The organism is Ruania suaedae, from assembly GCF_021049265.1.
In the GTDB taxonomy this organism is placed as follows: Bacteria; Actinomycetota; Actinomycetes; order Actinomycetales; family Beutenbergiaceae; genus Ruania; species Ruania suaedae.
In genome coordinates this window covers 1,584,540-1,608,600 of sequence record NZ_CP088018.1, presented here as the reverse complement: position 1 = coordinate 1,608,600, position 24,061 = coordinate 1,584,540, and the positions used below count along the sequence as shown (strand labels likewise).

22 protein-coding genes are annotated in these 24,061 nt (G+C 72.4%); 4 read left to right on the top strand and 18 right to left on the bottom strand.

Translation table 11 applies throughout. The features are described from left to right. Positions 1-28: 28 nt before the first annotated feature. Positions 29-1,840 carry an ABC transporter ATP-binding protein gene (locus LQF12_RS07430; protein WP_231055323.1) on the bottom strand — a complete coding sequence of 604 codons (1,812 nt, stop codon included), beginning with the start codon at positions 1,838-1,840 and terminating at the stop codon, positions 29-31. Then, positions 1,837-3,696 carry an ABC transporter ATP-binding protein gene (locus tag LQF12_RS07425; RefSeq protein WP_231055322.1) on the bottom strand — a complete coding sequence of 620 codons (1,860 nt, stop codon included), beginning with the start codon at positions 3,694-3,696 and terminating at the stop codon, positions 1,837-1,839. The genes LQF12_RS07430 and LQF12_RS07425 overlap by 4 nt, the downstream gene beginning before the upstream one ends. A gap of 161 nt (positions 3,697-3,857) precedes the next feature. Here LQF12_RS07425 and LQF12_RS07420 point away from each other — a divergent pair, with 161 nt between their 5' ends. Continuing rightward, the gene (locus tag LQF12_RS07420) at positions 3,858-4,493 is read left to right on the top strand and encodes a TIGR03085 family metal-binding protein (RefSeq protein ID WP_290370747.1); all 636 of its coding nucleotides are present in this window, start codon (positions 3,858-3,860) and stop codon (positions 4,491-4,493) included. A gap of 15 nt (positions 4,494-4,508) precedes the next feature. Here the strand turns inward: LQF12_RS07420 and hisF are convergent, their stop codons facing one another. The 11 genes from hisF to LQF12_RS07365 are packed head-to-tail and all read right to left on the bottom strand — an operon-like array spanning position 4,509 to position 15,682. After that, the gene (gene hisF, locus LQF12_RS07415) at positions 4,509-5,279 is read right to left on the bottom strand and encodes an imidazole glycerol phosphate synthase subunit HisF (protein WP_231055321.1); all 771 of its coding nucleotides are present in this window, start codon (positions 5,277-5,279) and stop codon (positions 4,509-4,511) included. Then, positions 5,276-6,199: an FKBP-type peptidyl-prolyl cis-trans isomerase gene (locus LQF12_RS07410; RefSeq protein WP_231055320.1), complete on the bottom strand. Its 924-nt coding sequence runs from the start codon at positions 6,197-6,199 to the stop codon at positions 5,276-5,278. Before LQF12_RS07410 ends, hisF begins: the two co-directional genes overlap by 4 nt. 38 nt (positions 6,200-6,237) lie before the next feature. Further along, the gene (gene pafA / locus LQF12_RS07405) at positions 6,238-7,632 is read right to left on the bottom strand and encodes a Pup--protein ligase (protein ID WP_231055319.1); all 1,395 of its coding nucleotides are present in this window, start codon (positions 7,630-7,632) and stop codon (positions 6,238-6,240) included. Next, positions 7,629-8,348, bottom strand: coding sequence for a proteasome subunit alpha (prcA, locus tag LQF12_RS07400; RefSeq protein WP_231055318.1), 720 nt, complete (start codon positions 8,346-8,348; stop codon positions 7,629-7,631). The genes pafA and prcA overlap by 4 nt, the downstream gene beginning before the upstream one ends. Further along, positions 8,345-9,175: a proteasome subunit beta gene (gene prcB, locus LQF12_RS07395; RefSeq protein ID WP_231055317.1), complete on the bottom strand. Its 831-nt coding sequence runs from the start codon at positions 9,173-9,175 to the stop codon at positions 8,345-8,347. Before prcB ends, prcA begins: the two co-directional genes overlap by 4 nt. Then, positions 9,172-9,360, bottom strand: a complete 189-nt coding sequence (locus tag LQF12_RS07390; protein ID WP_231055316.1) for a ubiquitin-like protein Pup — start codon at positions 9,358-9,360, stop codon at positions 9,172-9,174. The genes prcB and LQF12_RS07390 overlap by 4 nt, the downstream gene beginning before the upstream one ends. Before the next feature lie 43 nt (positions 9,361-9,403). Beyond that, positions 9,404-11,032, bottom strand: a complete 1,629-nt coding sequence (gene dop, locus LQF12_RS07385; RefSeq protein ID WP_290370746.1) for a depupylase/deamidase Dop — start codon at positions 11,030-11,032, stop codon at positions 9,404-9,406. Positions 11,033-11,053: 21 nt separating this feature from the next. Next, positions 11,054-12,685 (bottom strand): proteasome ATPase, encoded by a 1,632-nt coding sequence (gene arc / locus LQF12_RS07380; protein ID WP_231055315.1) that lies wholly within the window; start codon positions 12,683-12,685, stop codon positions 11,054-11,056. Positions 12,686-12,721: 36 nt separating this feature from the next. Then, the gene (locus LQF12_RS07375) at positions 12,722-13,750 is read right to left on the bottom strand and encodes a tRNA (adenine-N1)-methyltransferase (protein ID WP_231055551.1); all 1,029 of its coding nucleotides are present in this window, start codon (positions 13,748-13,750) and stop codon (positions 12,722-12,724) included. Positions 13,751-13,803: 53 nt separating this feature from the next. Next, positions 13,804-14,988: a site-2 protease family protein gene (locus LQF12_RS07370; protein WP_231055314.1), complete on the bottom strand. Its 1,185-nt coding sequence runs from the start codon at positions 14,986-14,988 to the stop codon at positions 13,804-13,806. Further along, positions 14,981-15,682: an HAD family hydrolase gene (locus LQF12_RS07365; protein ID WP_231055313.1), complete on the bottom strand. Its 702-nt coding sequence runs from the start codon at positions 15,680-15,682 to the stop codon at positions 14,981-14,983. Before LQF12_RS07365 ends, LQF12_RS07370 begins: the two co-directional genes overlap by 8 nt. A 166-nt stretch (positions 15,683-15,848) precedes the next feature. Here LQF12_RS07365 and LQF12_RS07360 point away from each other — a divergent pair, with 166 nt between their 5' ends. Then, positions 15,849-16,664 carry a PAC2 family protein gene (locus LQF12_RS07360; protein WP_231055550.1) on the top strand — a complete coding sequence of 272 codons (816 nt, stop codon included), beginning with the start codon at positions 15,849-15,851 and terminating at the stop codon, positions 16,662-16,664. Positions 16,665-16,677: 13 nt separating this feature from the next. Here the strand turns inward: LQF12_RS07360 and mshC are convergent, their stop codons facing one another. After that, entirely contained in the window at positions 16,678-17,922 is a 1,245-nt protein-coding gene (gene mshC / locus LQF12_RS07355) for a cysteine--1-D-myo-inosityl 2-amino-2-deoxy-alpha-D-glucopyranoside ligase (RefSeq protein WP_231055312.1), read from the bottom strand. Between the two features lie 46 nt (positions 17,923-17,968). Continuing rightward, positions 17,969-18,814: an undecaprenyl-diphosphate phosphatase gene (locus tag LQF12_RS07350; protein ID WP_231055311.1), complete on the bottom strand. Its 846-nt coding sequence runs from the start codon at positions 18,812-18,814 to the stop codon at positions 17,969-17,971. A gap of 51 nt (positions 18,815-18,865) precedes the next feature. Here LQF12_RS07350 and LQF12_RS07345 point away from each other — a divergent pair, with 51 nt between their 5' ends. Next, entirely contained in the window at positions 18,866-19,819 is a 954-nt protein-coding gene (locus tag LQF12_RS07345; protein WP_231055310.1) for an aldo/keto reductase, read from the top strand. 6 nt (positions 19,820-19,825) lie between these two features. Here the strand turns inward: LQF12_RS07345 and LQF12_RS07340 are convergent, their stop codons facing one another. After that, the gene (locus tag LQF12_RS07340; protein WP_231055309.1) at positions 19,826-20,131 is read right to left on the bottom strand and encodes a DNA primase; all 306 of its coding nucleotides are present in this window, start codon (positions 20,129-20,131) and stop codon (positions 19,826-19,828) included. A 127-nt stretch (positions 20,132-20,258) separates the two neighbouring features. On the opposite strand from LQF12_RS07340, the gene LQF12_RS07335 reads away from it, so the two are divergent. Next, positions 20,259-20,480, top strand: coding sequence for a DUF5703 family protein (locus LQF12_RS07335; protein WP_231055308.1), 222 nt, complete (start codon positions 20,259-20,261; stop codon positions 20,478-20,480). Between the two features lie 19 nt (positions 20,481-20,499). Here LQF12_RS07335 and LQF12_RS07330 read toward each other — a convergent pair whose 3' ends face one another. Next, the gene (locus tag LQF12_RS07330; RefSeq protein WP_231055307.1) at positions 20,500-21,828 is read right to left on the bottom strand and encodes a M20/M25/M40 family metallo-hydrolase; all 1,329 of its coding nucleotides are present in this window, start codon (positions 21,826-21,828) and stop codon (positions 20,500-20,502) included. Beyond that, positions 21,825-23,948, bottom strand: coding sequence for a M3 family metallopeptidase (locus LQF12_RS07325; RefSeq protein WP_231055306.1), 2,124 nt, complete (start codon positions 23,946-23,948; stop codon positions 21,825-21,827). Before LQF12_RS07325 ends, LQF12_RS07330 begins: the two co-directional genes overlap by 4 nt. Positions 23,949-24,061 lie beyond the last annotated feature (113 nt).

The following is a 24,061-nucleotide window of genomic DNA, read 5'->3' as shown; positions in this document are numbered from 1 at the left end:
CGATCCTGCCACGTCCGCGGCGCCGGGCTCACGCGCTCGCCACGATCCACGAGGCGTGCATCCGCGCGTAGGTGCCCCCCGCACCGACCAGGTCTGCGTGCGGCCCGACCTCGACCACCCGGCCCGCATCGACCACCACGACCAGATCCGCGGCCTCGGCGGTGGAGAGGCGGTGGGCGATCGCGACCGAGGTGCGGCCCTCGGTGAGCCGTGCCAGCGCGGTGCTGATGCGCTGCTCGGTCGCCGGATCGACGGCGGAGGTCGCCTCGTCCAGGACCAGGACGTCGGCGTCGGCCAGGTAGGCGCGGGCGATCGCGACCAGCTGGCGCTCCCCCGCCGAGAGCGCCTCCCCGCGCTGCCCGACCTGCGTGCCGACCCCGCCCGGGAGGGTCCGGACCCAGTCCTGGACCCCGAGGGTGCGCAGCACCTCCTCGACATCGAGCTCGTCGACGGCGTCGGAACCGGATCCGGACCGGCGCCGTGCACCGTAGGCGATGTTCTGCTCGATGGTGCCCTCGAACAGGAAACCCTCCTGGGGCACCATCACGACGCGGTCCCGCAGCTCCGCAAGGGCGAGGTCGCGCAGGTCGGTGTCGTTCAGCCGCACCGACCCGGCGGCCGGATCCATCATCCGGGTGAGGAGCTTGGCAAGGGTGGTCTTGCCCGACCCGGTCTCGCCCACGACGGCGACCCGCGTCCCGGGCTCGATCGTCAGCGTCACGTCCTTGAGGACGCGCTCGGTGCCCGGGTAGGCGAAGGAGACGTCCTGGAAGTGCAGCCGTGCGGGGCCGCGGGGGCCCGCCGGCTCCGGGCTGTCCGGGTCGGTCACGTCCAGCGGCGTGTGGAGCACACTGATCACCCGGCGCCAGCCGGCGACCGCGTTCTGCATCTCGTTGAGCACCTCGGTGGCCGACTGCACCGGCCCGACGAAGAGCTGGACCAGGAAGAGGAACGCGAGCAGCTCACCGACCGTGATCTCGCCGGCCAGGCCGAGCATGGTGCCCAGGACGACGACCGCGCTGAGCGCCAGGCCCGACAACAGAACCCCGGTGGAGAAGGCCAGGGCCGCCAGCGTCTGCGCGCGCACGGCTGCGGCGCGATGATCCTCGATCGCGGAGTCGAGGCGGCGCTGGGTGCGCTCGCCGGCGCCGTAGGCACGGATCGTCTGCGCCCCGACCACGGCCTCCGAGATCCGACCCAGCATGAGGCCGACGCGCTCACGGACCCCGCCGTAGGCACGGCTCAGGTGCCGTTGCGCACGCGGGGCGAGGATCAGCATCGGTGCCATCGCCAGCCAGACCACCAGCGCCAGCTGCCAGGAGTAGATCGCCATCGCCACGGTGGCAGCCACGATCTGCAGCGAGGAGAGCAGCAACATCATGCCGCCCCACTGCACGAACATCGAGATGGTGTCGACGTCGGAGGTGACCCGCGCGACGAGGGCTCCGCGACGCTCGGAGTTCTGCGTCAGCACGGACAGGTCGTGCACGTGCCGGAATGCCTTCACCCGCAACTGGGCCAGACCGGCCTCCGCGGCGCGGAAGAGCCGGACGTTGACCCAGGTGGTGCAGGCGGAGGTGAGCACGAGGCCGACGGCGGCCACCGCGCACAGCTGGACCGCGAGGGCCACATCCACACCGCCGTCGGCGAACAGCCCGCGATCGGTCGTGAGCTGGACGGCCATCGGCACGATCACCTTGCCGGCGGTCGCGACGATCGCCAGCAGAGCGGAGACGACGATGCCGTTCTTGATGGCCGGGGACAGGCGGATCCCTTCGCGGACGGTGGCCAGGACCCCGAGCGAGGAGGTCTGCTCGATCTGCGCGCTCTCGCGGTTCACGGCCCCACCTCCGCACGCTCGTCGCGACCGCGCTGGTAGGCGGTCACCAGCTGGCGATAGCCGGGATCCTCGGCGAGCAGCCGGGCGTGCGGGCCCACGCCGGTGACCTGACCGCGGTCCAGGTGCAGCACCGTATCGGCGAGGGCGATCGTGGCGTTGCGGTAGGCGACCATCACCACCGTCACCCCGGTGGCCAGCTCCCGCAGCCCCGTCAGGATCGACTGCTCCACCACCGGGTCCAGGGCCGAGGTCGCGTCGTCGAGCAGGAGCAACCGGGGGCGCCGGATCAGGGCGCGAGCGATCGCCAGACGCTGCCGCTGGCCCCCGGACAGGGAGGCACCGCGCTCGCCGATGACGGTGTCGAGACCGTGCGGGAGTGCGTCCACGAAGCCGTCCGCGCAGGCGATGCGCAGCGCCGTCCACACCTCCTCGTCGGAGAAGTCGCTCGCGGCGCCCTCCCCCAGGGTGACGTTGTCGCGGACGCTGTCCTCGAACACGAACGCCTGCTGGGACACCAGGGCGACGCCGGCCGTGCGCTGGGCACCGCTCAACTGCGTGACGTCGACACCGTCGTAGCGCACCACCCCCTCCGAGGGGTCCCGCAGCCGGGCCAGCAGGTCCACCAGGCTGGACTTCCCGGAGCCGGTGGAACCGACCACGGCCAGGGTCCGACCGGCCGGCACGTCGAGGCTCACGTCCCGCAGGATCGTGCGGTGGCCCTCCGGGGAGTCGGCGTCGGGCACGCGCAGGGTGGCCGCGCGCACCTGCACCGCCAGCCCGGAGGTGCCGGGCAGCGGGAACGCCCCGTCGGGCAGATAACCCCGCGCATCGATCACGCGCGAGATCCGGTCGTGACCGACCAGGGACCGCGGGAGGTCGCCGAGCACGAAGCCGATGGCACGCACCGGGATGGCCAGGACCGTGAGGAGGTAGGAGGCGGTGACCACGTCACCGGTCTCGATGTGGCCGGCCGCCACCCGGGCAGCTCCGAGCGCGAGCACGAGCAGGGTCGCCAGGGCGGGGAGGAGATCGATCACCGGGTCGAACACCGAGCGGATCCGGCCCACACCGACGTTGGCGGCACGCAGCCGGTCGGCCGCGGCCGCGAACCGCTCCTCCTCGACCTCGACCGTTCCCAGCGACTTCACGACGGCGGCCGCCTCGAAGCTCTCGTGCGCGACGTCGGAGACCACGGCGCGCTCGTGCTGGACCCGCGTCACCGCCGGCGCCATCCGGCGGCGGTAGACCGCATTGACCAGCAGGATCACCGGGAGCATGCTGACGCCGATGGCCCCCAGCACGGGGTCGGCTGCGAGCATCGCGCCGCTGGCCACCAGGATCATCGCGACCACGCCGAGCGCGAACGGCAGCGGACCGAAGACGAACCCGGCCGTCTCCGCGTCGGCGTTGGCGTTCGAGAGCAGCTGACCCGCCGGGTGCCGGCGGTGCCAGGTCATCGGCAGCCGCAGGTACTGCCGGGTGACGGCGCGGCGATGTCCCGCCTGCACGCCGAGGGCCGCCACGCCGGCAAAGGTCCGGCGCAGCGCCACCCCGACCGCCGTGGCGGCAGCGATCGCGAGCAGCGCCAGCCCTGCCCGCCAGACGGCTCCCGTGGGTACCTCGCCCCCGCTCAGCGCGGGCACGATCACCCGGTCGGTGACCTGACCCAGGGCCCACCCGGAGGCGACCATGGCCAGGCCGTAGCCGACGCTGGCGCCGATCGCGATCGCGAACGCGCGCGGCTGGGTCCTCAGCCCACGGCCCAGCAGCAGGAAGGAACGACGTACGGCGCCGCCGGTGAGGGTGTGGGGCCGATCGGGAGGGGTGCGGGCCGGGCCGGGAGGCACGGTGGGCATGCAGGAACGACTCCCTCGGGGGATGCAGGCTGGGGCCGCTCGGCGACGGAGCGCCCGGCGGGGACGGACGCGCCAATCCTTCCATACGCCACCGGCCGTGTGAAAACGGTCCCAGGTGACGCTCCCCACGGCGCCCGGCGCCGGTGTGCCAGGCTGAGGCCATGTGGGCACAACGTGAACAGCGTGACCTCCTGGCGACGATGCGAGCCGCCGGGCCCGAGGCACCGACCCTCTGCGAGGGATGGCTGACGCGCCACCTCGCCGCGCACCTGTACCTGCGTGGTCACCGGCCGTGGGCACTGGCGCGGGGCGCAGACGCCGCCACCGACGAGCTCGCGGACACGCTCACCGGGGCCGACGCCTACGAGAGAGTGCTGGCCGACTTCGCCGGTCGCGGCCCGGGCCTGTCCGGACTGCCGGCGCTACCGCTGGTCGGTGCGCGCCTCGACGACACCGCCAACCATCTCGAGTACCTCGTCCACCACGAGGACGTGCGCCGCGGCGGGGACGCCCCGGCCGGGCCACGAGAGCTCGACGCCGCGCAGGAGCGAGCGATCTGGGACTCGGTGGTGCAGCTGGGCCGGCTCGCCTACCGCAGGGCGCCGGTGGGTGTGGTGCTCCTGTGGCCCGGAGGCAGGCGCGCCCAGGTCCGCCGTGACAGTGACAGCGTCGTCCTGGTCGGCGCGCCGGTGGAGCAGGCGCTGTGGGCGTTCGGGCGTCGCGACCACGCCGACATCCGCCTCGAGGGTGAGGCACACTCGGTCGCGCGGATGCAGGACTGGGCCCGCGGGGTCTAGCGGGGCCCAGCGGACCTAGCGGACGGGCAGCCCCTCGGCCCGCAGCGCGTCCTTGACCTGCCCGATGGTCAGGGTGGCGAAGTGGAACACGCTCGCCGCCAGCAACGCGTCCGCTCCGGCGCGCGCGGCGGCCACGAAGTGCTCGACGGTCCCGGCGCCCCCGCTGGCGATCAGCGGGACGCCGACCTGCTCGCGGACGCGGGTGATCATCTCCAGGTCGAAGCCGGCGGTGGTGCCGTCGGCGTCGATCGAGTTCAGGAGCACCTCGCCCACGCCGAGATCCTCGGCCTGGCGTACCCACGCGAGCGCGTCCAGGCCGGTCCCCCGGCGGCCGCCGTGGGTGGTGACCTCGAAGCCGGAGTCGGTGGTGGTGCCCTCGCGGGTGCGACGCGCGTCGACCGAGAGCACCAGCACCTGCGAACCGAACCGCTCGGCGACCTCCCGGATCAGCTCCGGACGGGCGATCGCGGCGGTGTTCACGCCGACCTTGTCCGCGCCCGCACGCAGCAGGGCATCGACGTCCGCGACGCTGCGCACCCCGCCGCCCACGGTGAGCGGGACGAAGACCTGCTCCGCGGTGCGCGAGACCATCTCCAGCGTCGTCGCCCGACCCTGGGTGGAGGCGCTGACGTCGAGGAAGGTGACCTCATCCGCCGTCGCGGCGTCGTAGCTGCGGGCCAGCTCGACCGGGTCCCCGGCGTCACGGAGGTTCTCGAAGTTGACGCCCTTGACCACGCGGCCGGCGTCGACGTCCAGGCACGGCACCACCCGGATCGCGACGGTCACGACTCCTCCGCCCTGGCACCGGGGTCGGCACCCGCCGACCCCTCGGTCCCGTCCAGCGCGGAGACAGCGAGCACATCGATCACGTACACGAGGGTATCCTCCCCGAACGCCTGCGACGGCGGGACGATGAGCATCACCTGCGAGCCCACGGGAGCATCGACCAGTCCGTTCTGCCAGCCCTCGATCAGCCCGGTGAACGCGATCGTCGTCGGACCCTCCCCGCTCGCCCACGTGCCGTCGACGACCTCGCCGGTCTCCCACGAGACCGCCGTGTAGCGGACGGTGACGGCGAGCTCGGCCTGCACCTGCGGCCCGTCCCCGCGCTTGAGCGTCACGACCTCCAGCTCGGAGGGCGGGTCGTCGTCGGGGATCTCCACCGTCGGCGCGCCGGTCTCGTCCAGCGTCACCGCGGGGGCACCGGGCGGTGGTTCGACCGGCTCCCCCCAGGCCCGGGTGTGGCGCACGTCGTAGACGAGCACCGCGGGCGCCGGTCGCTCGTCGGTCCCGAGCTCGACCCGCAGCAGCCGGGAGCCCTCGGGGGTCCCGAGCAGGTCCTCGTACAGCGGCCCGGCGTCGTTCTCGGTGATCATGATCGTCTGCGGCTGGGACCCGAAGTTGCTCGACTCCACCTCGCCGGTCTCGGCGTCGACCGCCAGGAAGGACACGAGGGCGAGGTCGCCCTCGGCGAGCTCCGGCCCGGTTCCCTCGACCACGGTGCGCGTCGAGGTCTCGGTGACCTCCAGCGGCGCCTCGAACTGCACGTTCGGGCGGGCCCCGAGCTCACCGGCCACCTCCACCTGCTCGGCCGCGGGCGGGGCGGGTTCGGCGTCGGGCTCGGTGCATCCGGCCAGCAGCATCAGGGCCAGGCCCGCCAGCAGCGCGCGGGGTATCGAGAGCACCGGGAGCGATGCCGGGGGCACGGAAGGGCGGGAGCGGCAGGCGAACACGAGGGCCGATCCTACGCGCTCGGCCCGGGCGTCCCCCCGCCCGAGCCGTCCATGCTCGCGATCAACCGCGCTACACGCTCGTCCTCGGAGCGGAACGGGTCCTTGCACAGCACCGTCCGGCCGGCGCTGTCGTTGAGCTTGAGGTGGACCCAGTCCACGGTGTAGTCGCGCCGCCGCGCAGTCGCCGCCTGCACGAACTCCCCGCGGAGCTTGGCCCGGGTGGTCTGCGGCGGTTGCTCGACCGCCGCGGCGACCTGCTGCTCGGTGACCACGCGGGTGACCAGCCCGCGCTCGCCCAGGCGGGCGAACAGACCGTCCGTGCGGGAGATGTCGTGGTAGGCCAGGTCGAGGCGGAGCACCCGCGGGTCGGACAGCGACACACCGTGGGCGCCGGCGTAGCGGTCCAGCAGCCGCTGCTTGATGGCCCAGTCCAGATCGCGGTCGACGAGGGTGGTGTCCTGCGTGCGCAGGGCCTTCAGGCCGCGGGCCCACAGCTCGAGCACGCGGTCGTCGTGCGGCTGCTTGTCCGTGCCGGACAGGAAGTCACGGACCCGGTCGAGGTAGACCTGCTGCACCTCCACGGCCGTGTACCGGGCGCCGCTGGCCAACGCGACCGGAGCCGTGGCCGTGATGTCGTGGGAGATGTCGCGCAACGCCCGGACCGGGTTCTCCAGGCTGAGGTCGGGAACGACGCGGCCGGCCTCGAGCATGCGCAGCAGCAGGTCGGTCATCCCGACCTTGAGGTAGGTGGTCGTCTCCGACATCGAGGAGTCGCCCGAGATCACATGCAGGCGCCGGTAGCGCTCCGCGTCTGCGTGCGGCTCGTCGCGGGTGTTGATGATGGGCCGCGAACGGGTGGTGGCCGAGCTCGTCGCCTCCCAGAGGTGGTCCGCACGCTGGGAGAAGCAGTAGACCGGACCCCGGGAGGTGACCTGGACGTGCCCGGCGCCGGTGAGCACCTGCCGCGTGATCAGGAAGGGCACGAGCGCGTCGGCGAGGCGGGCGAAGTCCCCGCGGCGGCGGATCAGGTAGTTCTCGTGACAGCCGAAGGAGTTCCCGGCGGAGTCGAGGTTGTTCTTGAACAGGTGCACCCTGCCCTCGATGCCCTCGGCCTCCAGCCGCTCCTGGGCATCGGCCACGAGCCCCTCGAGGATGCGCATGCCGGCCTGGTCGTGAGCGACCAGCTGGGCCAGGTCGTCGCACTCGGCCGTGGCGTACTCGGGGTGGGAGCCGACGTCGAGGTAGAGCCGGGCACCGTTGCCGAGGAAGACGTTGGACGAACGCCCCCAGGCGACCACCTTGCGGAACAGATAGCGGGCCACCTCCTCGGCCGAGAGCCCCCGCCCCTCGGGGGCGGCGCAGGTGACCCCGAACTCGGTCTCGAGACCGAAGATCCGCCGGCTCATGCGTCGGCGCCGGACCCGGCGTCGCCCCGCTGCAGCAGGCCGTCGAGCGCGTCCGCATCGAGCCGGCGGAAGGTGCGCCGCCCGCGGGTGCGGTCGAGCACGGCCGCCTCCAGGTCTGCGGCCGGGATGCGCCGGCGGACGCCGTCGGTGTCGGTGCCGAGGGTGCTGACGGCGAGCACGAGGGCGTCCGCCAGTGTCAGTGCGGGCCGCCACGCGGCAGCGATACGGCCGCCGAGCTGATCGGCGGCGCCACCCATGACGACGAAACCGGACTCGTCTGCGACGGAGCCGTCGTAGCCCAGCCGGTAGATCTGGTCGCTGCCCTGGTCCGTGCCCACCTCGGCCACGGCGATCTCCACCTCGAGCGGCTTGGACTCGGTGGTGAACACCGACCCCAGGGTCTGGGCGTAGGCGTTGGCCAGGCCCCGGGCGGAGACGTCGCTGCGGTCGTAGGAGTACCCGCGCAGGTCGGCATACCGGATACCCGCCACCCGTAGGTTCTCGAACTCGTTGTACTTGCCCACGGCGGCGAAGCCGATCCGGTCGTAGATCTCGCTGATCTTGTGCAGCGCCCGGGACGGGTTCTCCGTGACGAACGCGATTCCGCCGTCGTAGCCGAGGACAACCACCGAGCGGCCACGGGCGATCCCCTTGCGGGCGAAATCGGCCCGGTCCTTCATCAGCTGCTCGGGCGAGACGTAGAACGGCTGCGTCATGCCTGTCTCCTTCGCTCGGGGAGCCCACGCAGCCTGGCGACCACGTCCGCCAGCTCGGCGTCGGGCACCCGCTCGTAGCCGCCGGAGCCGATGCGCGCCACGATCGGGTAGATGCCACGCTCGACGTCGGGGCCACCGGTGGCGGAGTCCTCGTCCGCAGCGTCCATGAGCGCGTGCACGACCACCTCGACGCCGTCGGCGATGCCCAGGGCAGGGCGCCAGAGCTTCTTCAGCGACCCGCGGGCGTGCACCGAGCCGGAACCGATGCTGTGGTACTCGATCTCCTCGTAGCGACCGCCCACGACGTCGTAGGAGAAGATCCGGCCCGCCCCGGTGCCGGGGTCGTAACCGCCGAACAACGGCAGGGCGACCAGCCCTCGCAACGCCATGCCGAGGTTGCCGCGGACCATCGCCCCGAGCCGGTTCGCCTTACCCTCCAGCGACAGCCGCGCGCCCTCGATCTTCTCGTAGTGCTCGAGCTCGAGCTGGAAGAGCCGCACGAGGTCGACCGCCACACCCGCCGTGCCGGCGATGCCGATGGCCGAGAACTCGTCCGCGGCGAAGACCTTCTCCATGTGCCGGTGCGCGATGGTCGATCCCATCGTCGCCCGGCGATCACCGGCCATCACCATGCCGCCTTCCACCGCCACGGCCACGATCGTGGTGGCGTGCGGGGGCGCCAGGGCCTGGCCACCGTCTCCGGCGGCCGCGCCGGCGGGCAGGAGCTCCGGCGCGTGCGCCGAGAGGAAGTCCACGAACGACGCGCTCCCCGGCCGGGTGAACGCGGCCGGGAGCCGGTCGGGGTAGCGCTGCTCGGCCGAGGTCACTGGCCGCCCTTCTGCACGAATCCGCGCACGAACGACTCGGCATTGGTCTCGAGCACGTCGTCGATCTCGTCCAGCAGCGAGTCGACCTCGGTGTCGCGGGACTGCCCGCCACCGGTCGGGGGCGGCGCCGGGTCCTCGTCCGGTCGGCGGTCGGGGTGGGGCTGGTCGAACTGTCGTGGCGACATCGCAGGCTCCGTGGGTCGGCGCGGACGGGTGCTCGTGGCGATCCTACGTCTGCGGCGCGGCCGGCGGCCCGCCGAGCGCAGCCAGCAGGTCGGCCGCGTCGGGGTGCTGGTCCAGCAGGGCTCCGACGTGTTCACGGGTGCCGCGCAACGGTTCGCTCATCGGCACACGTTGCAGCGCCGGTGCCTCGTCGATGTCGAAGATGACGGCGTCCCAGCTCGCCGCGGTGACCGCGTGCGGATAGCGGCGCACCGCCTCACCGCGGAAGTAGGCGCGGGTGTCCTCGGGTGGGTGGCGGACCGCGGCGTCGACCTCCTCGTCCGTGACCAGCCGCTCGACGGCGCCGGCCGCCGCGAGGCGGGCGTAGACGCTGCGCTCGGGGCGCAGGTCGGACCACTGCAGGTCGAGCGCGGCGAGCCGCGGCGCATCCCAGCCCAGCCGGTCCCGGCTCCGCATCGCCTCCAGCACCCGCAACTTCGCCACCCACTCCACCTCCCGGGCGCAGGAGCGGGGATCCTCCGCGAGTGCGCTCAGCAGGCCCGACCAGCGGGCCAGCACGTCCGCCGTCTGCTCCTGGTGCAGGTCCGCGACGGCGCCGGACTGCCTCGCCTCCCGGACAGCGGCGGTGATCACCTCGCAGTAGACGCGCTGGATCTCCAGTGCGGTGAGCCGTCGCCCGTCCTCCAGGTCGAGCCGGCGGGTCAGGCTCAGGTCGTGGCTGACCTCCCGGGCGGCCTGCACGGGATCGGCCAGGCGTAACGCGGCCAGCTCCATCGGCACGCCACCCCGCTCGAGCAGCCACAGCAGCAGCGCGGTGGTGCCCACCTTGAGGTAGGTGGACACCTCGAGCCGGTTGGCGTCGCCCACGATGACGTGCAGCCGGCGGTAGCGGTCGGCGTCGGCGTGCGGCTCGTCCCGGGTGTTGATGATCGGGCGGCGCAGCGTGGTTTCCAGCCCCACCTCGGCCTCGAGGAAGTCGGCGCGCTGGCTGAGCTGGTAGCCGGGCGCCTCGTTGCGCTGGCCCCGGCCGACGCGCCCCGCCCCGCAGATCACCGGCCTGGTCACCAGGAACGGTGTCAGGGCGGTGACGAGGTCCTCGAACGGGACCCGGCGCTCGACCAGGTAGTTCTCGTGTGTGCCGTAGCTGGCGCCCTTGCCGTCGGTGTTGTTCTTGTACAGCGCCACGTCCGGCATACCGGCGATCTGTGCGAGCAGCCTGGACGAGCGCAGGAGGACCTCATCGCCGGCGCGGTCCCAGAGCACCGCATCCCGCGGGGAGGTGACCTCCGGGCTGGAGTACTCGGGATGGGCATGGTCGACGTAGTAGCGCCCCCCGTTGGGGAGGATGACGTTGGCCACCGTGGCCGTTTCCGCTTGCCGGCCCGGGCGGCGCCGCTGCGTGATGCGATCCAGGCCCGACTCGGGGGCCGGGTGTGCGGGGTCGTCGGTGAGCAGGCTCGGGTCCGCCGCCCGGCGGTCGAGCCGGAACCCGCGCGCATCGGCCAGCGGATCCTCGTCCTGGTAGTCCCACCGGGCACGGGCCGCACCGGGCATCCCCTCGTTGGCGTAGGCGGTGACGAGCTGGGCCGACATGACCATCGGATTCGCCCCGGGGTCGCCCACGCCCAGCAGCCCGTACTCGGTCTCGATGCCCATCACACGCCGCACGCTCACGACGCCAGCCTAGGTGTTGCGCTACAGGTACTGCCCGGTGGGGTTGAGGGTCTCGATCGTGCGACTGCTCGCCGGTGCGTTCTTGTGCTGGACGATCGTGCGGATGAAGACGATCCGCTCGCCCTTCTTGCCCGAGACCCGGGCCCAGTCGTCGGGGTTGGTGGTGTTGGGCAGGTCCTCGTTCTCCTGGAACTCCTCGACCAGCCCGCCGAGCAGGTGCTCCACCCTGATCCCCCGGACACCGGTGGCGAGCAGATCCTTGATGGCGGCCTTCTTCGCGCGGTCGACGATATTGGCCACCATCGCGCCGGAGTTGAAGTCCTTGAAGTAGAGGACCTCCTTGTCACCGCTGGCGTAGGTGACCTCGAGGAACTCGTTCTCCGGGTCCTCGGCGTACATCCGGCCCACCGTGCGCTCGATCATCGCGGCGACCGCGGCGTCGGCGTCACCGCCGTGCTCGGCGAGGTCGTCGGGGTGGATGGGCAGGTCGGCCGTGAGGTACTTGCTGAAGATGTCCCGGGCCGACTCGGCGTCGGGGCGCTCGATCTTGATCTTCACGTCCAGCCGGCCGGGCCGCAGGATCGCCGGATCGATCATGTCCTCCCGGTTGGAGGCTCCGATGACGATGACGTTCTCGAGGCGTTCCACACCGTCGATCTCCGCGAGCAGCTGGGGCACGATCGTCGTCTCCACGTCCGAGGAGACGCCGGTCCCGCGGGTGCGGAAGAGGGATTCCATCTCGTCGAAGAACACCACCACCGGTACCCCCTGCGAGGCCTTCTCCCTGGCGCGGGCGAAGATCAGCCGGATGTGACGTTCGGTCTCGCCCACGAACTTGTTGAGCAGCTCGGGACCCTTGATGTTGAGGAAGTAGCTGCGCACGGGGCCCGAGCCCGCTTCGCCGCCGGCGGTCTCTGCCAGCGAGGTGGCGACGGCCTTCGCGATCAGGGTCTTCCCGCAGCCGGGCGGGCCGTACAGCAGCAGACCCTTCGGGGGCTTGAGGCCGTGCTCGCGGAAGAGGTCGGGGTGCCCGAACGGCAGCTCGACGGCGTCCCGGATCTGCTCGATCTGGCGTGCCAGGCCGCCGATGTCGGTGTAGGCGACGTCGGGGACCTCCTCGAGCATCAGGTCCTCGACCTCCGAACGCGGGATCTTCTCGAACGCGAACCCCGTGCGGGTGTCGACCGTGAGCGCGTCACCCACCCGCAGGCCGGATCCGACCAGCGGTCCGGCGAGGCGGACCACGCGCTCCTCCTCGGCGCGGCCGAGCACCAGCGCCCGCCCCTCGTCGAGCATCTCCTTGACGGTGACCAGCTCACCGACGGTCTCGAAGCCGGCGGCATCGACCACGATCATGGCCTCGTTGAGCTGGACCTCCTGTCCGGGCCGCAGCGCGTCCACGTTCACGTGCGGGGACGTGCCCACGCGCAGCTTGCGGCCGGAGGAGATCACCTCGACCGTGCGGTCGGTGTGGGCGCGCACGAGGACGGCGAAGCTGGCCGGCGGCCGGCTCATCTCCTCCAGCTGCGCACGCATCTCGACCAGCTGGGAGCGCGCCGTGGTCAGGGCACTGACGAGGCGTTCGTTCTTCGCCGCCAGCGAGACCGACTCCTCCTGGAGCTCGCGCTCCCGTGCAGTGGTGTTCTCGGCCATCGCTGCATCCCTCCTGCACCTCTCGCGCGGTCCTGCCTACTCTAGGTCAGGGTCACCGGGGTGCGCGTCGGGGCCGGGCCCACCGGCGTTGCCGCCGCCCTCGCGGGCCTCGCGGCGGGCGTCGAAGGAGCGGCGCAGCTTACGCAGCTTCTTCGCCGAGACCTCCCGCTCCCGGAGGTCGGCGGCGAGGGCGTCCGCATCGACGTTCACCCCCTCCTCGGCATAGGCCCCGGGGGCGGGCCGGCGCCGGCGCAGCGGGGCCGGGACGTCCGGCGCCATCCGCCGGGTCGTCACCAGGAAGCCCGTGTGGCCGATCATGCGGTGCTCGGGACGCACCGCCAGACCCTCGAGGTGCCAGCCCCGCACCATCGACTCCCAGGCCACGGGCTCGGTGAAGCGCCCGTCCGCCTTGGCGTCCTCGGCGAACCGGGAGAGCTGGGTGGCGGTGGCCACGTAGGCCAGCAGCACCCCGCCCGGGGCCAGGGCCCGGGCCGCGGCGTCCAGGTTCTCCCAGGGCGCGAGCATGTCCAGGATGATCCGGTCGACGCTGCCGGGTCCGGCCGCCTCGGGCAGGACGTCGGCGAGGTCACCCAGGCGCAGCTCCCACGCCGGGTGCGGGCCGCCGAAGAAGTCCTCGATGTTCCCGCGCGCGATCTCGGCGAAGTCCTCGCGACGCTCGACCGAGAGCAGCGAGCCGGCATCGCCGACGGCCCGCAGCAGCGAGAGCGACAACGCGCCCGAGCCGACGCCCGCCTCCACCACGCGTGCACCGGGGAAGATGTCGGCCTGGGTGATGATCTGGCCGGCGTCCTTGGGATAGATCACGGCGGCACCGCGGGGCATCGACAGCACGAAATCCGCGAGCAGCGGCCGCAGCGCGAGGTACTCGATCCCCGCCGTCGTGCTCACCACGGTGCCCTCCGGGGCGCCGATCAGCTCGTCGTGACCGAAGGATCCGCGGTGGGTGTGGTAAACGCCTCCGTCGGTGAGGGTGATCGTCGCCAGCCGGCCCTTGGGGTCGGTCAGCTGGACCTTGTCGCCCGGGCGCAGCGGCCCCCGGCGCATCTCGGACCCGGTCGGCTGGTCGGTGGAGGCATCGGAAGTCACGGGTGGGCAGTCTACGCGCGCCGCCGGTTGAGCAGCTCCACCACCTGGGCGACGGGCACCAGGCCCAGCACCTGCGCCGTCCGGGGGCCTCCCTGGGTGTCGCCGGCGGGGTCCTGCGGACCCACGAGCACCACGACGGCGGCCCCTGCCTGCGCGGCACGGGCCACCTGCGCGACGGCCTCCGGTCCGCGGGTCCGGGTGACCAGCGCCGCCGCCGGCACGGCGTGAGCGACAGCGCTCAGGGGTACGTGCTGCCGATCGGCCTCCGGTACGGCGCTCAGGGCCTGCCGGTCCACGAGCGCCACGGGCCTGCCGTGATCGTCGACGAGCACGATCCCCACCGAGGGCGTGGCGCTGAGCACGCGATCGGCGTCGGCCACGGTGCCGCGGGCGCGCAACAGATGCGCACCGGTGGCAATTGCTGCGAGGTCCACGGCGTGCGCCGTGCGCTGGGCCCGGGCCTGGCGCAGGGAGGCCTGGGCACCGGTCCAGAGCACACCGGCGACCAGGGCGGCCCAGACCGCGGTGACGACGCTGGGACGCTCCCCGCGCAATAGCGGCACGAGCAGGCTGCCGGCCAGGACGGCCACCGCGAGCACCTGTCCGGCTCGCCCCGCCACGATCGTTCCGAGGATGCGGTCCTTGCGTACCGCCCAGACGGCGGCCTCCAGCAGCTTGCCGCCGTCGAGCGGCAGCGCGGGCAGCAGGTTGAACACGCCCACGAAGGCGTTCGTGTAGGTGAACGCACCCATCGCCAGACCGGGCAGCCCCGGCAACCCGTCCCCGAGGAACCACGCCGCGGCGGCGAGCACAAGATTGGCCGCCGGCCCGGCCACGGAGACGATCGCCGAGTCGGCAGGGCTGCGCATGCCGTGATCGAAGGAGGTGTGGCCGCCCCAGAGGGTGACGACGTACTCCCGGACGGCCACCCTGCGCGAGCGCGCCGCCCAGCCGTGGGCGAGCTCGTGGGCGAGGACCGAGACGAACAGCAGGGCCGGTACCGCCAGCGCCCACAGGTAGGCGAGGACTCCCGCCCCGGTGAGCTGCTGCAGCTGCGGACCGACCAGCGCCACCAGGACGGCGGCGATGAGTAGCCACCCGGCGGTGACGATCACCGGAGCGCCGCCCACGCTGCCGATGCGCCAGCCGCGGGTGGCCGGCCCGGTGCGCGGGCGAGGCGGCGTTCGTTCAGCCATCGGCGAGCCGGTCCATGACGTCACCGGCCAGCACCCGCCGGAGGTCGGCCACGGTCACGCCCTCGAGGTCCGGCAGCCGGCTACGGCCCGCGGCGGCGGGGATCGCCACCTTCGCCTGTACGCCGATCACCGCGGCTCCGCTGGCCTCCGCCGAGGCGAGCCCGGGCAGTGAGTCCTCGATCGCGACGCAGGCCGCGGGGTCGACACCCAGCTCGCGGGCAGCGCGCAGATACGGCTCCGGATGCGGCTTGCCGCGACTGACCTCGTCGCCCGTGACGACGACAGCGAACGGGTGAGGATGCAAGGAGGCGAGCACGACGTCGGTCAACCGCCGCCAGGACATGGTCACCAGCGCCAGCGGGACGCCGGCGGCGGTGAGCTCGTCCAGGAGCTCGCGCGCTCCCGGGCGCCAGGGCAGCCCGCGGGTGGCGATCCGGTCGATGACGCGGGCGATCATCTCCTCGATGATCTCCTCGACGGTGCCACGCACGCCGGCCCGTTCGCTCAGGGCCGCCGCCGAGACCTCCAGCGGCATCCCGACCAGGTCGGTGCCCAGCGACTCGTCCCAGGTCCCCCCGTGCTCGGCGGACATCTCCAGTTCGACGGCGATCCAGTACGGCTCGGTGTCGACCAGGGTGCCGTCCATGTCCCACAGGACGGCGGCGAGGTCGGTCTCAGTGGTGGTTCGGGGCACCCCTGGAGTCTACGGGTCGGGCCGCCGGCCGGCGGCTGCCGGCTGCGGCGGCGACACGCGCCGGGTGGGCGCGCCGTCGTAGGCTGGAGTGGTGAGCACTCCCCCACGACACCGCGGCCCGGACCCCGAGGCCGGCGACGAGGCCGCCGAGAGCACGCCGGCGATCATGATCGCGGCGTTCGAGGGGTGGAACGACGCCGGGTCGGCCGCCAGCGCGGCGCTGCTGCACATCGCCGAGGCCTGGGAGACGACCGAGGTGCACCGGCTCGACCCGGACACCTTCCACGACTTCCAGGTCAGCCGTCCGATGATCGGACGCGATGACCTGGGACGACGGGTCCTGACCTGGCCGAGCACCACGGTCTCGGTGGCGACGAGCCCGCGGCTCGGGCGCCGGGTGGTGCTGGTGCAGGGGGTCGAGCCGTCGATGCGATGGCGTGACTTCTGCCACCAGCTCCTCGACGTCGCCGAGGACCTCGGCGTCGGCACCGTCGTCTGCCTGGGCGCGCTGCTGGCCGACGTACCGCACACCCGTCCCATCCCCGTGCAGACGAGTTCGGACGACCGCCGGGTGCAGGCCCTGCTGGACGTGGACGAGAGCGACTACGAGGGCCCCACCGGCATCACGGGTGTGCTGACCCACCTCGCGGCCGACCGCGACCTGCACGCCCTGACCGTGTGGGCAGCCGTCCCGCACTACGTCGCACAGCCGCCCTCGCCGAAGGCGACGCTGGCGATCCTGAGCGCCCTGGACGAGCTGCTCGGGGAGCCCGCCCCGGTGGGTGACCTGCAGGAGGAGGCCAAGGCCTGGCAGGACGGCGTCGACGAGCTCGCCTCGGACGACCCGGAGGTGGCCGAGTACGTCCAGCAGCTCGAGGAGGCCAAGGACACCGCCGAGCTGCCGGAGGCCTCGGGTGAGGCCATCGCCAGGGAGTTCGAGAAGTACCTGCGCCGTCGTGATCCCGGGCGGGGCCCGGCCTGAGGCCGGGGGCTGCTCAGTCCCGCAGCTGCACACCGAGCAGGGCGTCGACGGCGTCGGCCAGCAGGCCGGGATCGCCGGCCCCCTGCTCGCTCGCCCAGGCGTCCACAACACGGAGCGCGGCCGGCGTGTCCAGGTCGTCGGCCAGGGCGAGTCGGAGCCGCTCGAGATGGTCCGTCGCGGCGGGTCCGCCCGAACCGGAGGACGCCGACCCGGAGGCATTGCGCCACCGGTCGAGCCTGGCGGCAGCAGAGGCAAGATCGTCGTCGGTGAACTCCCATGAGCGGGCGTAGGCGTGGTCGAGCAGCGCCAGCCGGATCACCCGCGGGTCGAGGCCCTGGGCCACCAGACGCGAGACGAAGACCAGGTTGCCCAGCGACTTGCTCATCTTCTGTCCCTCGTAGCCCACCAGCCCGGTGTGCACGAAGCAGCGGATCGGCTCGGGCGAGGGCGCGCCGCCGGCGCCGGGGAGGAAGCGCAGGTGACTGGTGCCCATGTCGTGGTGGGGGAAGACGAGATCCTTCCCTCCACCCTGCACCGCGACCGGGAGGCCGAGGTAGCGCGCGGCGATGGCGCCGCACTCGATGTGCCAGCCGGGCCGCCCGGGTCCCAGGGAGCGGCCGTCCCAGTGTGGTTCGCCCTCGCGCCGGCCGCGCCAGAGCAGGGGGTCGAGCCGGTCGCGCTTGCCTGCCCGCTCCGGGTCCCCGCCACGTTCGGCGAACAGCTCGTCCATCGCGGCGCCGTCGAGGTGGCTGACCGAGCCGAAGTGTGAGTCCTTGGCGAGGTCGGCGTAGACGTCCTGGTCCACCCGGTAGGCGGCACCGGCCGCGAGCATCGTCTCCACCGCCTCGACCACCAGATCCATCGCCTCCACCACACCGATGTAGTGGTCGGGCGCGATCACCCGCAACGTGGCCATGTCGGAGCGGAAGAGCTCGATCTGGTCCTCGGCCAGGTCGCGCCAGTCGACCCCGGTGGCGGCGGCCCGCTCGAGCAGCGGATCGTCGATGTCGGTGATGTTCTGCGCGTAGTGCACCCGCACGCCGGCGTCCCGCCAGACCCGGTTGAGGGTGTCGAAGGCCACGTAGGTGAAGGCGTGCCCCAGGTGAGTGGAGTCGTAGGGGGTGATGCCGCACACGTACAGGCTCCCGACGCCGTCGGAGGCCGGGTCGATCAGGGCCCCGGAGGCGGTGTCGCGCAGTCGCGGGGTGTGGCCCCGGCCGGGGAGCGTGGGGACGGCGGGGCTGGTCCAGGAGTGCACGCAGTCAGCCTAACCAGTGCCCGGGGTGCGCACGCTCAGGCACCCCTCAGGTGCTCGGCAGCGGGGCGAGGACTCCCGCGACCAGCAGCACCACCACCACGGCGGCCAGCACGATGCGGTAGTAGACGAACGGCAGATACGAGTAGGTGGAGACGATCTTCAGGAAGGCGATGATCACCAGATACCCGACGGCGAAGGCGACCACGGTGGCCAGCAGGGTGGGCCCGAACCCGGCCGCTCCCCCGGTGCCGCCGCTCTTGACCAGCTGGTAGAAGCCGGACCCGAGCACCGCCGGGATCGCGAGCAGGAACGAATACCTCGCCGCGGCCTCGCGGGTGTAGCCCATCAGCAGGCCGGCGGTGATCGTGCCCCCGGACCGGGACACCCCGGGCACCAGGGCGAGCGCCTGCGCGAAGCCGAACAGCCAGGCGTGCTTCCAGGTCAGCTGCGTCAGCTCACGCTCCTTGCGGCCGCGCACGTCGGCGATCCCGAGGATCACCGCGAACAGCGCCAGCACCAGCGCGGTGAGGTAGAGATTGCGCAGTGCGTGCTCGATCGCATCCTGGAACAGCAGTCCGAGCACCACGATGGGGATGGAACCGCAGATGACGAACCATCCCATCCGCGCGTCGGGATCGCTCGCGGGAACCTGGTGGCGCCAGGGCCCCACCGGGAGCGCCTTCACCCAGCGGCTGATGATGCGGGCGATGTCGCGGCGGAAGTAGAGCACCACCGCCGCCTCGGTCCCGATCTGGGTGATGGCGGTGAACGCCGCGCCGGGGTCGCGTCCCATCAGGTCCCCCACGATGCGCAGGTGGGCGCTCGAGGAGATCGGGAGGAACTCGGTCAGTCCTTGAATGATGCCCAGGACGAGGGCTTCCCACCATGTCACGGGGCCCAACGATAACCGGCCGAGCCGGTGATGGCGGGTAACCTCGCACGCATGCAGACACGGCGACTGGGTGCGAGCGGGCTACGCGTCTCCTCGGTGGCGCTCGGCACCATGACCTGGGGCCGCGACACGGACGAGCACGAGGCCGCCGAGCAGCTCAAGGTCTTCCTTGAGGCCGGGGGCACGCTGCTCGACACCTCCGCCACCTACTCGGGTGGCGCCGCCGAGGAGGTCATCGGCGGCCTGCTCGGCACCGTGGTCGAGCGCGAGGAGGTGCTGCTGTGCTCGAAGGCAGGGGTGCGGGACGGCCGGGTGGATGCCTCGCGCGGTGCGCTCCTCGACGGGCTGGCGGGCACCCTCAGGCGGCTCGGGACCGATCACCTGGACCTGTGGCTGGTCCAGGCGCCCGATCCGGGGACGCCGCTGGAGGAGACGATCTCGGCCCTGCGTCACGCCGTCGAGAGCGGGCGCGCGCGGTACGTGGGCCTGGCCAACCATCCCGCCTGGCAGACCGCCCGGGCCGCCACGCTGCTGGAGCGCGAGGGCCCCTCGCTTGCGGCGGTGCAGATGGAGTACTCATTGCTGCAGCGCGGCATCGAGCGTGAGCTCGCTCCGGCGGCGATGGCGCTGGGGGCGGGGGTGCTGGCATGGTCCCCGCTGGGGCGCGGTGTGCTCAGCGGGAAGTACCGCAGATCCGTGCCGGCCGACTCGCGCGCGGCCTCCCCCCACCTGCGGGGCTTCGTGGAGCCCTATCTCACCGACCGCTCGCGCAGCGTGGTCGAGGCAGTGGTGACGGCGGCCGACGGTCTCGGCCGTGCCCCCGTGGAGGTGGCCCTCGCCTGGGTACGGGATGCGCCGGGGGTGAGCTCCGCCGTCGTGGGCGCGCGGACCCCCGCGCAGCTCCGCGGGTCCCTCGCGGGCTCCGACCTCGAGCTGCCGGACCAGATCCGGGAGGCGCTGGACGAGATCACCGCCCCGGTGCTCGGCTATCCCGAGCGCCGCTGAGGGGTCTCAGCGCGGCTCGTCCGCGTCGACCTCGACATCGTCGTCGTAGTCATCGGTGTCGCCGCTGCCGGGATCGTCGTCGAGGTCGTCGTCGTCCAGATCGTCCTCGTCACCGTCGTAGACGACGAACGGGGTGTCCACACCGAGCTCTTCGTAGAGCAGCTCGTCGTAGTTCTCGAACGCATCGGCCAGTGCGGCAGCTGCGTTCATCACCGTCGGGTCGTCGTCCTCCTGCGCAGCCTCCGCGGCGTCGAGGTGAGCCTCGAAGGCGGTGAGCAGATCGTCCAGCGCCGCGCGCAGATCCTTGGCCATGGCCCGACCGTAGCACCTCGGGCCGAGCGGGTGCAGGGCCATTGTCGTGCCGCCTCGGCGGCCGCGCCGGGCGCCCTCCGGCGCTCAGATCGAGCGCCCGCGCCGAGGCGGCCACTATCGTGTCGGCATGGCAGTCACGAGCAGGCCGCGGTCGCGGCCGTCGGCGTCCCAGTACGAGTTCCGGGTGGTCTCCATCCCGGCGAGCGCGAGCCGCTCCGACGTCCGCCAGCTGCTGACCGAGCAGGCCGAGTACGGGCGGTGGGAGCTGGCCCGACACCGCATCTATCTCGGCGGTGCGAGGAAGGTGTGGCTGCGGCGCCGGATCATCCGGGTCGCCAGCACGCTCTGAGCCCGGCCGCGCCCGGCACTCAGCAGGAGCGCAGGAAGCGCTCCAGCACGCGCACACCGAACTCGAGCGCCGCCACCGGCACACGCTCGTCGACACCGTGGAACATCCCGGCGAAGTCGAGCTCGGGCGGCAGCCGCAACGGGGCGAAGCCGTAGCCGGTGATGCCCAGGTCGGCGAGGTGCTTGTTGTCGGTGCCGCCGGAGAGCATGTAGGGAAGTACCACGGCGCCCGGGTCCTCGGTCCGCAACGCGTCGACCATGTGGTCGACCAGATCGCCTTCGAACGGCACCTCCAGCGCGATGGAGCGCTGGATGTCCTCGAACCGCACACCCTCGCCCGCCAGCTCGTGCAGGGTGGCCATCGTCGCCTCCTCCTGCCCCGGGAGGAAGCGGACGTCGATCACCGCCTCGGCGCTGCCGGGCACGACGTTGGCCTTGTAGCCGGCGTCGAGCTGGGTGGGGTTGGCCCACGTGGACAGCGTGGCCCCGACGAACTTGCTCGTCGACCCCAGGGAGCTCACGAGGGCATCGATGGACGCCCGGTCCTCCGGGTCGTAGCCCACCCCGGTCAGGTCGGAGACGCCGTCGAGCAGCGCACGTACCGTCGGCGCCAGCTCGGTGCCCCACGGATGCGCGCCGATCCGCGCCACGGCACCGGCCAGTCGCGTGACGGCGTTGTCGGTGTGGATCTGCGATCCGTGGCCCGCCGTCCCCTCGGCGATCATCCGCAGCCACGCGATGCCCTTCTCGGCGGTCTGCAGCAGGTAGGCGCGCTGCCCACCGACCTCCACCGAATATCCCCCCACCTCGCTGATCGCCTCGGTGGCACCGGTGAACAGCTCCGGGCGGTTCTCCACCGCGTAGCGGGCCCCGTAGGTGCCCCCGTGCTCCTCATCGGCGAAGAAGGCGACGATCAGGTCCCGGGGAGGCTGCCAGCCGTTGCGCTTCATGTCACGCACGACCGCCAGGATCATCGCGTCCATGTCCTTCATGTCCACGGCCCCGCGGCCCCAGATCATGCCGTCCATCTCGTCGCCGCCGAAGGGGTCCATCTTCCAGTCGCGTGCCTGGGCCGGGACGACGTCCAGGTGGCCGTGCACCACCAGCGCGGGGCGGGTGGGGTCGGTACCCGGGATGCGCAGCACGACGTTCGCGCGGCGGTCGGCGGACTCGAAGTACACCGGCTCGTAGCCGACCTCGGTGAGCAGCGCCATGACGTGCTCGGCCGCCTCGCGCTCCCCCGGCCCCGAGCCGTCGCCGTAGTTGGAGGAGTCGATGCGGATCAGGTCGCGGCAGATGCGGACCGCGTCCAGCTCGGTGGCGGTCGGCGTGCGGTTCTCGGTGCTCATGAGTCCAGTCCTCGGCGTCGCAGCAGGGGGTCGATGATGGGGTCGCGGCCGCGCAGGTCGCGATAGGAGTCGAGTGGGTCCTGACTGTGACCGCGCGAGAGGAGCGCCTCCCGGAAACGCCGGCCCGCGGCGCGGTTCAACCCGCCGTCGCCGCTGTCTGCGGCCACCTGGCGGAACCAGTCCACCGTATCGGCGTCCAGCACCTCGCTCCAGAGGTAGGAGTAGTAGCCGGCGTCGTAGCCGCCGCCGAAGGTGTGGTTGAAGTAGGTCGAGCGGTAGCGCGGCGGCACCAGCGGGTGAGCCAGACCGTACGCCTCGAGCTCGCGCATCTCGAACGGCTCCACCTCGTGAGGCTCGGCCGGGACGTCGTCGGGGCCGAGGCGGTGCCACGCCTGATCGAGCAGCGCCGCAGCCAGGTACTCGGTGGTCGCGAACCCCTCGCCGAAGGCCTGGGACGCACGCAGGCGCTCCACCATCGCATGCGGCATCGGCTCGCCGGTGACGTGATGACGGGCGAAGCGGGCCAGCACACGCGGGTGCCACGCCCACATCTCATTCACCTGCGAGGGGTACTCCACGAAATCCCTGGGCACGGACGTCCCGGAGACCGACGGGTACCGGGAGGAGGCGAACAGGCCGTGCAGGGCATGGCCGAACTCGTGGAAGGCGGTGATGACCTCGTCCCAGCTCAACAGCGTGGGTTCACCGGGCGAGGGTCTGGCGATGTTCAGGTTGTCGACCACCACGGCCTGGTCACCGAGCAGGCCGGAGGCGTCGACCAGGTGGTGCATCCAGGCGCCTCCACGCTTGCCCTCGCGAGCGTGGAAGTCGGCCACGAACAGACCCAGGCCGCGTCCGTCGGCCTCGCGGACCTCGTAGACCCGCACCCCCTCGGCGTAGCCACGCAGGTCCGGGCGCAATGCCAGGGTGATGCCGTACAGCTGTTCGGCGGCGTAGAAGACGCCGTCGTGGATGACCCGGTCCAGCTCCAGGTACGGACGCAGTCCGCTCTCGTCGAAGGAGTACTGCTGCTGCCGCACCCGGTCGAAGTAGAAGGCCCAGTCCCAGGGCTGCAACCGCGCCCCCGGCTCGTCGTGGTCCAGCGCGCGCTGCAGGGCCTGCGCCTCCCGGTCGGCGTTCGCCACGGCAGGGCCGGCTAGCCGCCCCAGCATCTCGGTGACGGCGTCCGCCGTCCGGGCGGTGGCGCCCTGGGCGACGTAGTCGGCGTGATGGCTGAACCCGAGGAGACGGGCCCGTTCGGCACGCAGGCGGGACAGGTCGAGCACGAGCGCGCGGGTGTCCGACTCCGGATCCGCACCGCTCCCGCGGGCGACCGAGGCGGTGTGGACCCGGCGGCGCAGCTCCCGGTGCGGGGCCTGGCCCACGATCGGCTGTGCCGTCGGGAGGCGGAGCGTGACGAGCGCGCCGTCCCGGCCGCGCTCGGATGCGGCCTGACGCAGCGCCGAGATCGTGCTCGCGGGCAGGCCCTCGAGCTCTGCCGCAGCCGCAGGCACCGCGCCCGCCTCCAGACCCTGGACGACCCGCCGGCCGAATCGCGTCTGCGCCGAGGTGATCCGGGCATTGAGCTCCCGGAGCCGCGCTCGCTCAGCCTCGGCCAACAGGATCCCGGACCGCTCGTACCGGCGCACGTAGCGTTGCAGGACCCAGGCCGTCTCGGCATCGGTGGCCTCGCCGGACTCGGCCAGGGTGCGCAGACGCCCATAAATACGGTCGTCGAGCCAGAACGCGTCCGCATGGTCGGCGAGTCGCGGAGCCATCTCGGTCTCGAGAGCGCGCAGGTCGCCGGTGCCGATCGATCCCACCAGCGTGTGCAGGACGTGTGCGGCGCGGGTCAGGAGACGGCCGGAGCGTTCGAGCGCGTCCAGGGTGTTCGCCACGGTCGGCGCGGCCGGCTCCGCCGCGATCTCGCTCCACTCCTGACGCTGCTGCGCCATCCCGGTCTCGAGCGCAGGGCCAAGGTGCTCGACGCGCACAGCCGCGAAGTCGGGAAGACCGTAGGGCAGCGTGGATGCGGTGGCGAACGGGTTCTCCGACGCGAGCACGGGTGAGGCCATCGACCATTCATACCCGATGGCAGCGACACCGGTGATCTGCCTCATGGATGCCTCGCCCGGGGACGGGTGTGTGTCGTATAGTCGTGCGCAAGCCGGAATCAGTCCCCGTCCCCCTCGGAGGCGTAGAAGTTCCGGTCAGCCGCGACCGCCGAACGGCC

Excerpts from the sequence above, each read along its gene's own strand:
- prcA (WP_231055318.1), bottom strand. The coding sequence starts at position 8,348 with ATGACGCAGCCGTTCTACGTCTCGCCCGAGCAGCTGATGAAGGACCGG.
- LQF12_RS07325 (WP_231055306.1), bottom strand. The coding sequence starts at position 23,948 with ATGAGGCAGATCACCGGTGTCGCTGCCATCGGGTATGAATGGTCGATG.
- LQF12_RS07340 (WP_231055309.1), bottom strand. The coding sequence starts at position 20,131 with ATGGCCAAGGATCTGCGCGCGGCGCTGGACGATCTGCTCACCGCCTTC.
- arc (WP_231055315.1), bottom strand. The coding sequence starts at position 12,685 with ATGGCCGAGAACACCACTGCACGGGAGCGCGAGCTCCAGGAGGAGTCG.
- LQF12_RS07420 (WP_290370747.1), top strand. The coding sequence starts at position 3,858 with ATGTGGGCACAACGTGAACAGCGTGACCTCCTGGCGACGATGCGAGCC.
- LQF12_RS07370 (WP_231055314.1), bottom strand. The coding sequence starts at position 14,988 with ATGGCTGAACGAACGCCGCCTCGCCCGCGCACCGGGCCGGCCACCCGC.
- LQF12_RS07425 (WP_231055322.1), bottom strand. The coding sequence starts at position 3,696 with ATGCCCACCGTGCCTCCCGGCCCGGCCCGCACCCCTCCCGATCGGCCC.
- LQF12_RS07330 (WP_231055307.1), bottom strand. The coding sequence starts at position 21,828 with ATGAGCACCGAGAACCGCACGCCGACCGCCACCGAGCTGGACGCGGTC.
- LQF12_RS07360 (WP_231055550.1), top strand. The coding sequence starts at position 15,849 with ATGATCGCGGCGTTCGAGGGGTGGAACGACGCCGGGTCGGCCGCCAGC.
- LQF12_RS07375 (WP_231055551.1), bottom strand. The coding sequence starts at position 13,750 with ATGCGCCGGGGGCCGCTGCGCCCGGGCGACAAGGTCCAGCTGACCGAC.
- LQF12_RS07345 (WP_231055310.1), top strand. The coding sequence starts at position 18,866 with ATGCAGACACGGCGACTGGGTGCGAGCGGGCTACGCGTCTCCTCGGTG.
- pafA (WP_231055319.1), bottom strand. The coding sequence starts at position 7,632 with ATGAGCCGGCGGATCTTCGGTCTCGAGACCGAGTTCGGGGTCACCTGC.
- LQF12_RS07335 (WP_231055308.1), top strand. The coding sequence starts at position 20,259 with ATGGCAGTCACGAGCAGGCCGCGGTCGCGGCCGTCGGCGTCCCAGTAC.
- LQF12_RS07390 (WP_231055316.1), bottom strand. The coding sequence starts at position 9,360 with ATGTCGCCACGACAGTTCGACCAGCCCCACCCCGACCGCCGACCGGAC.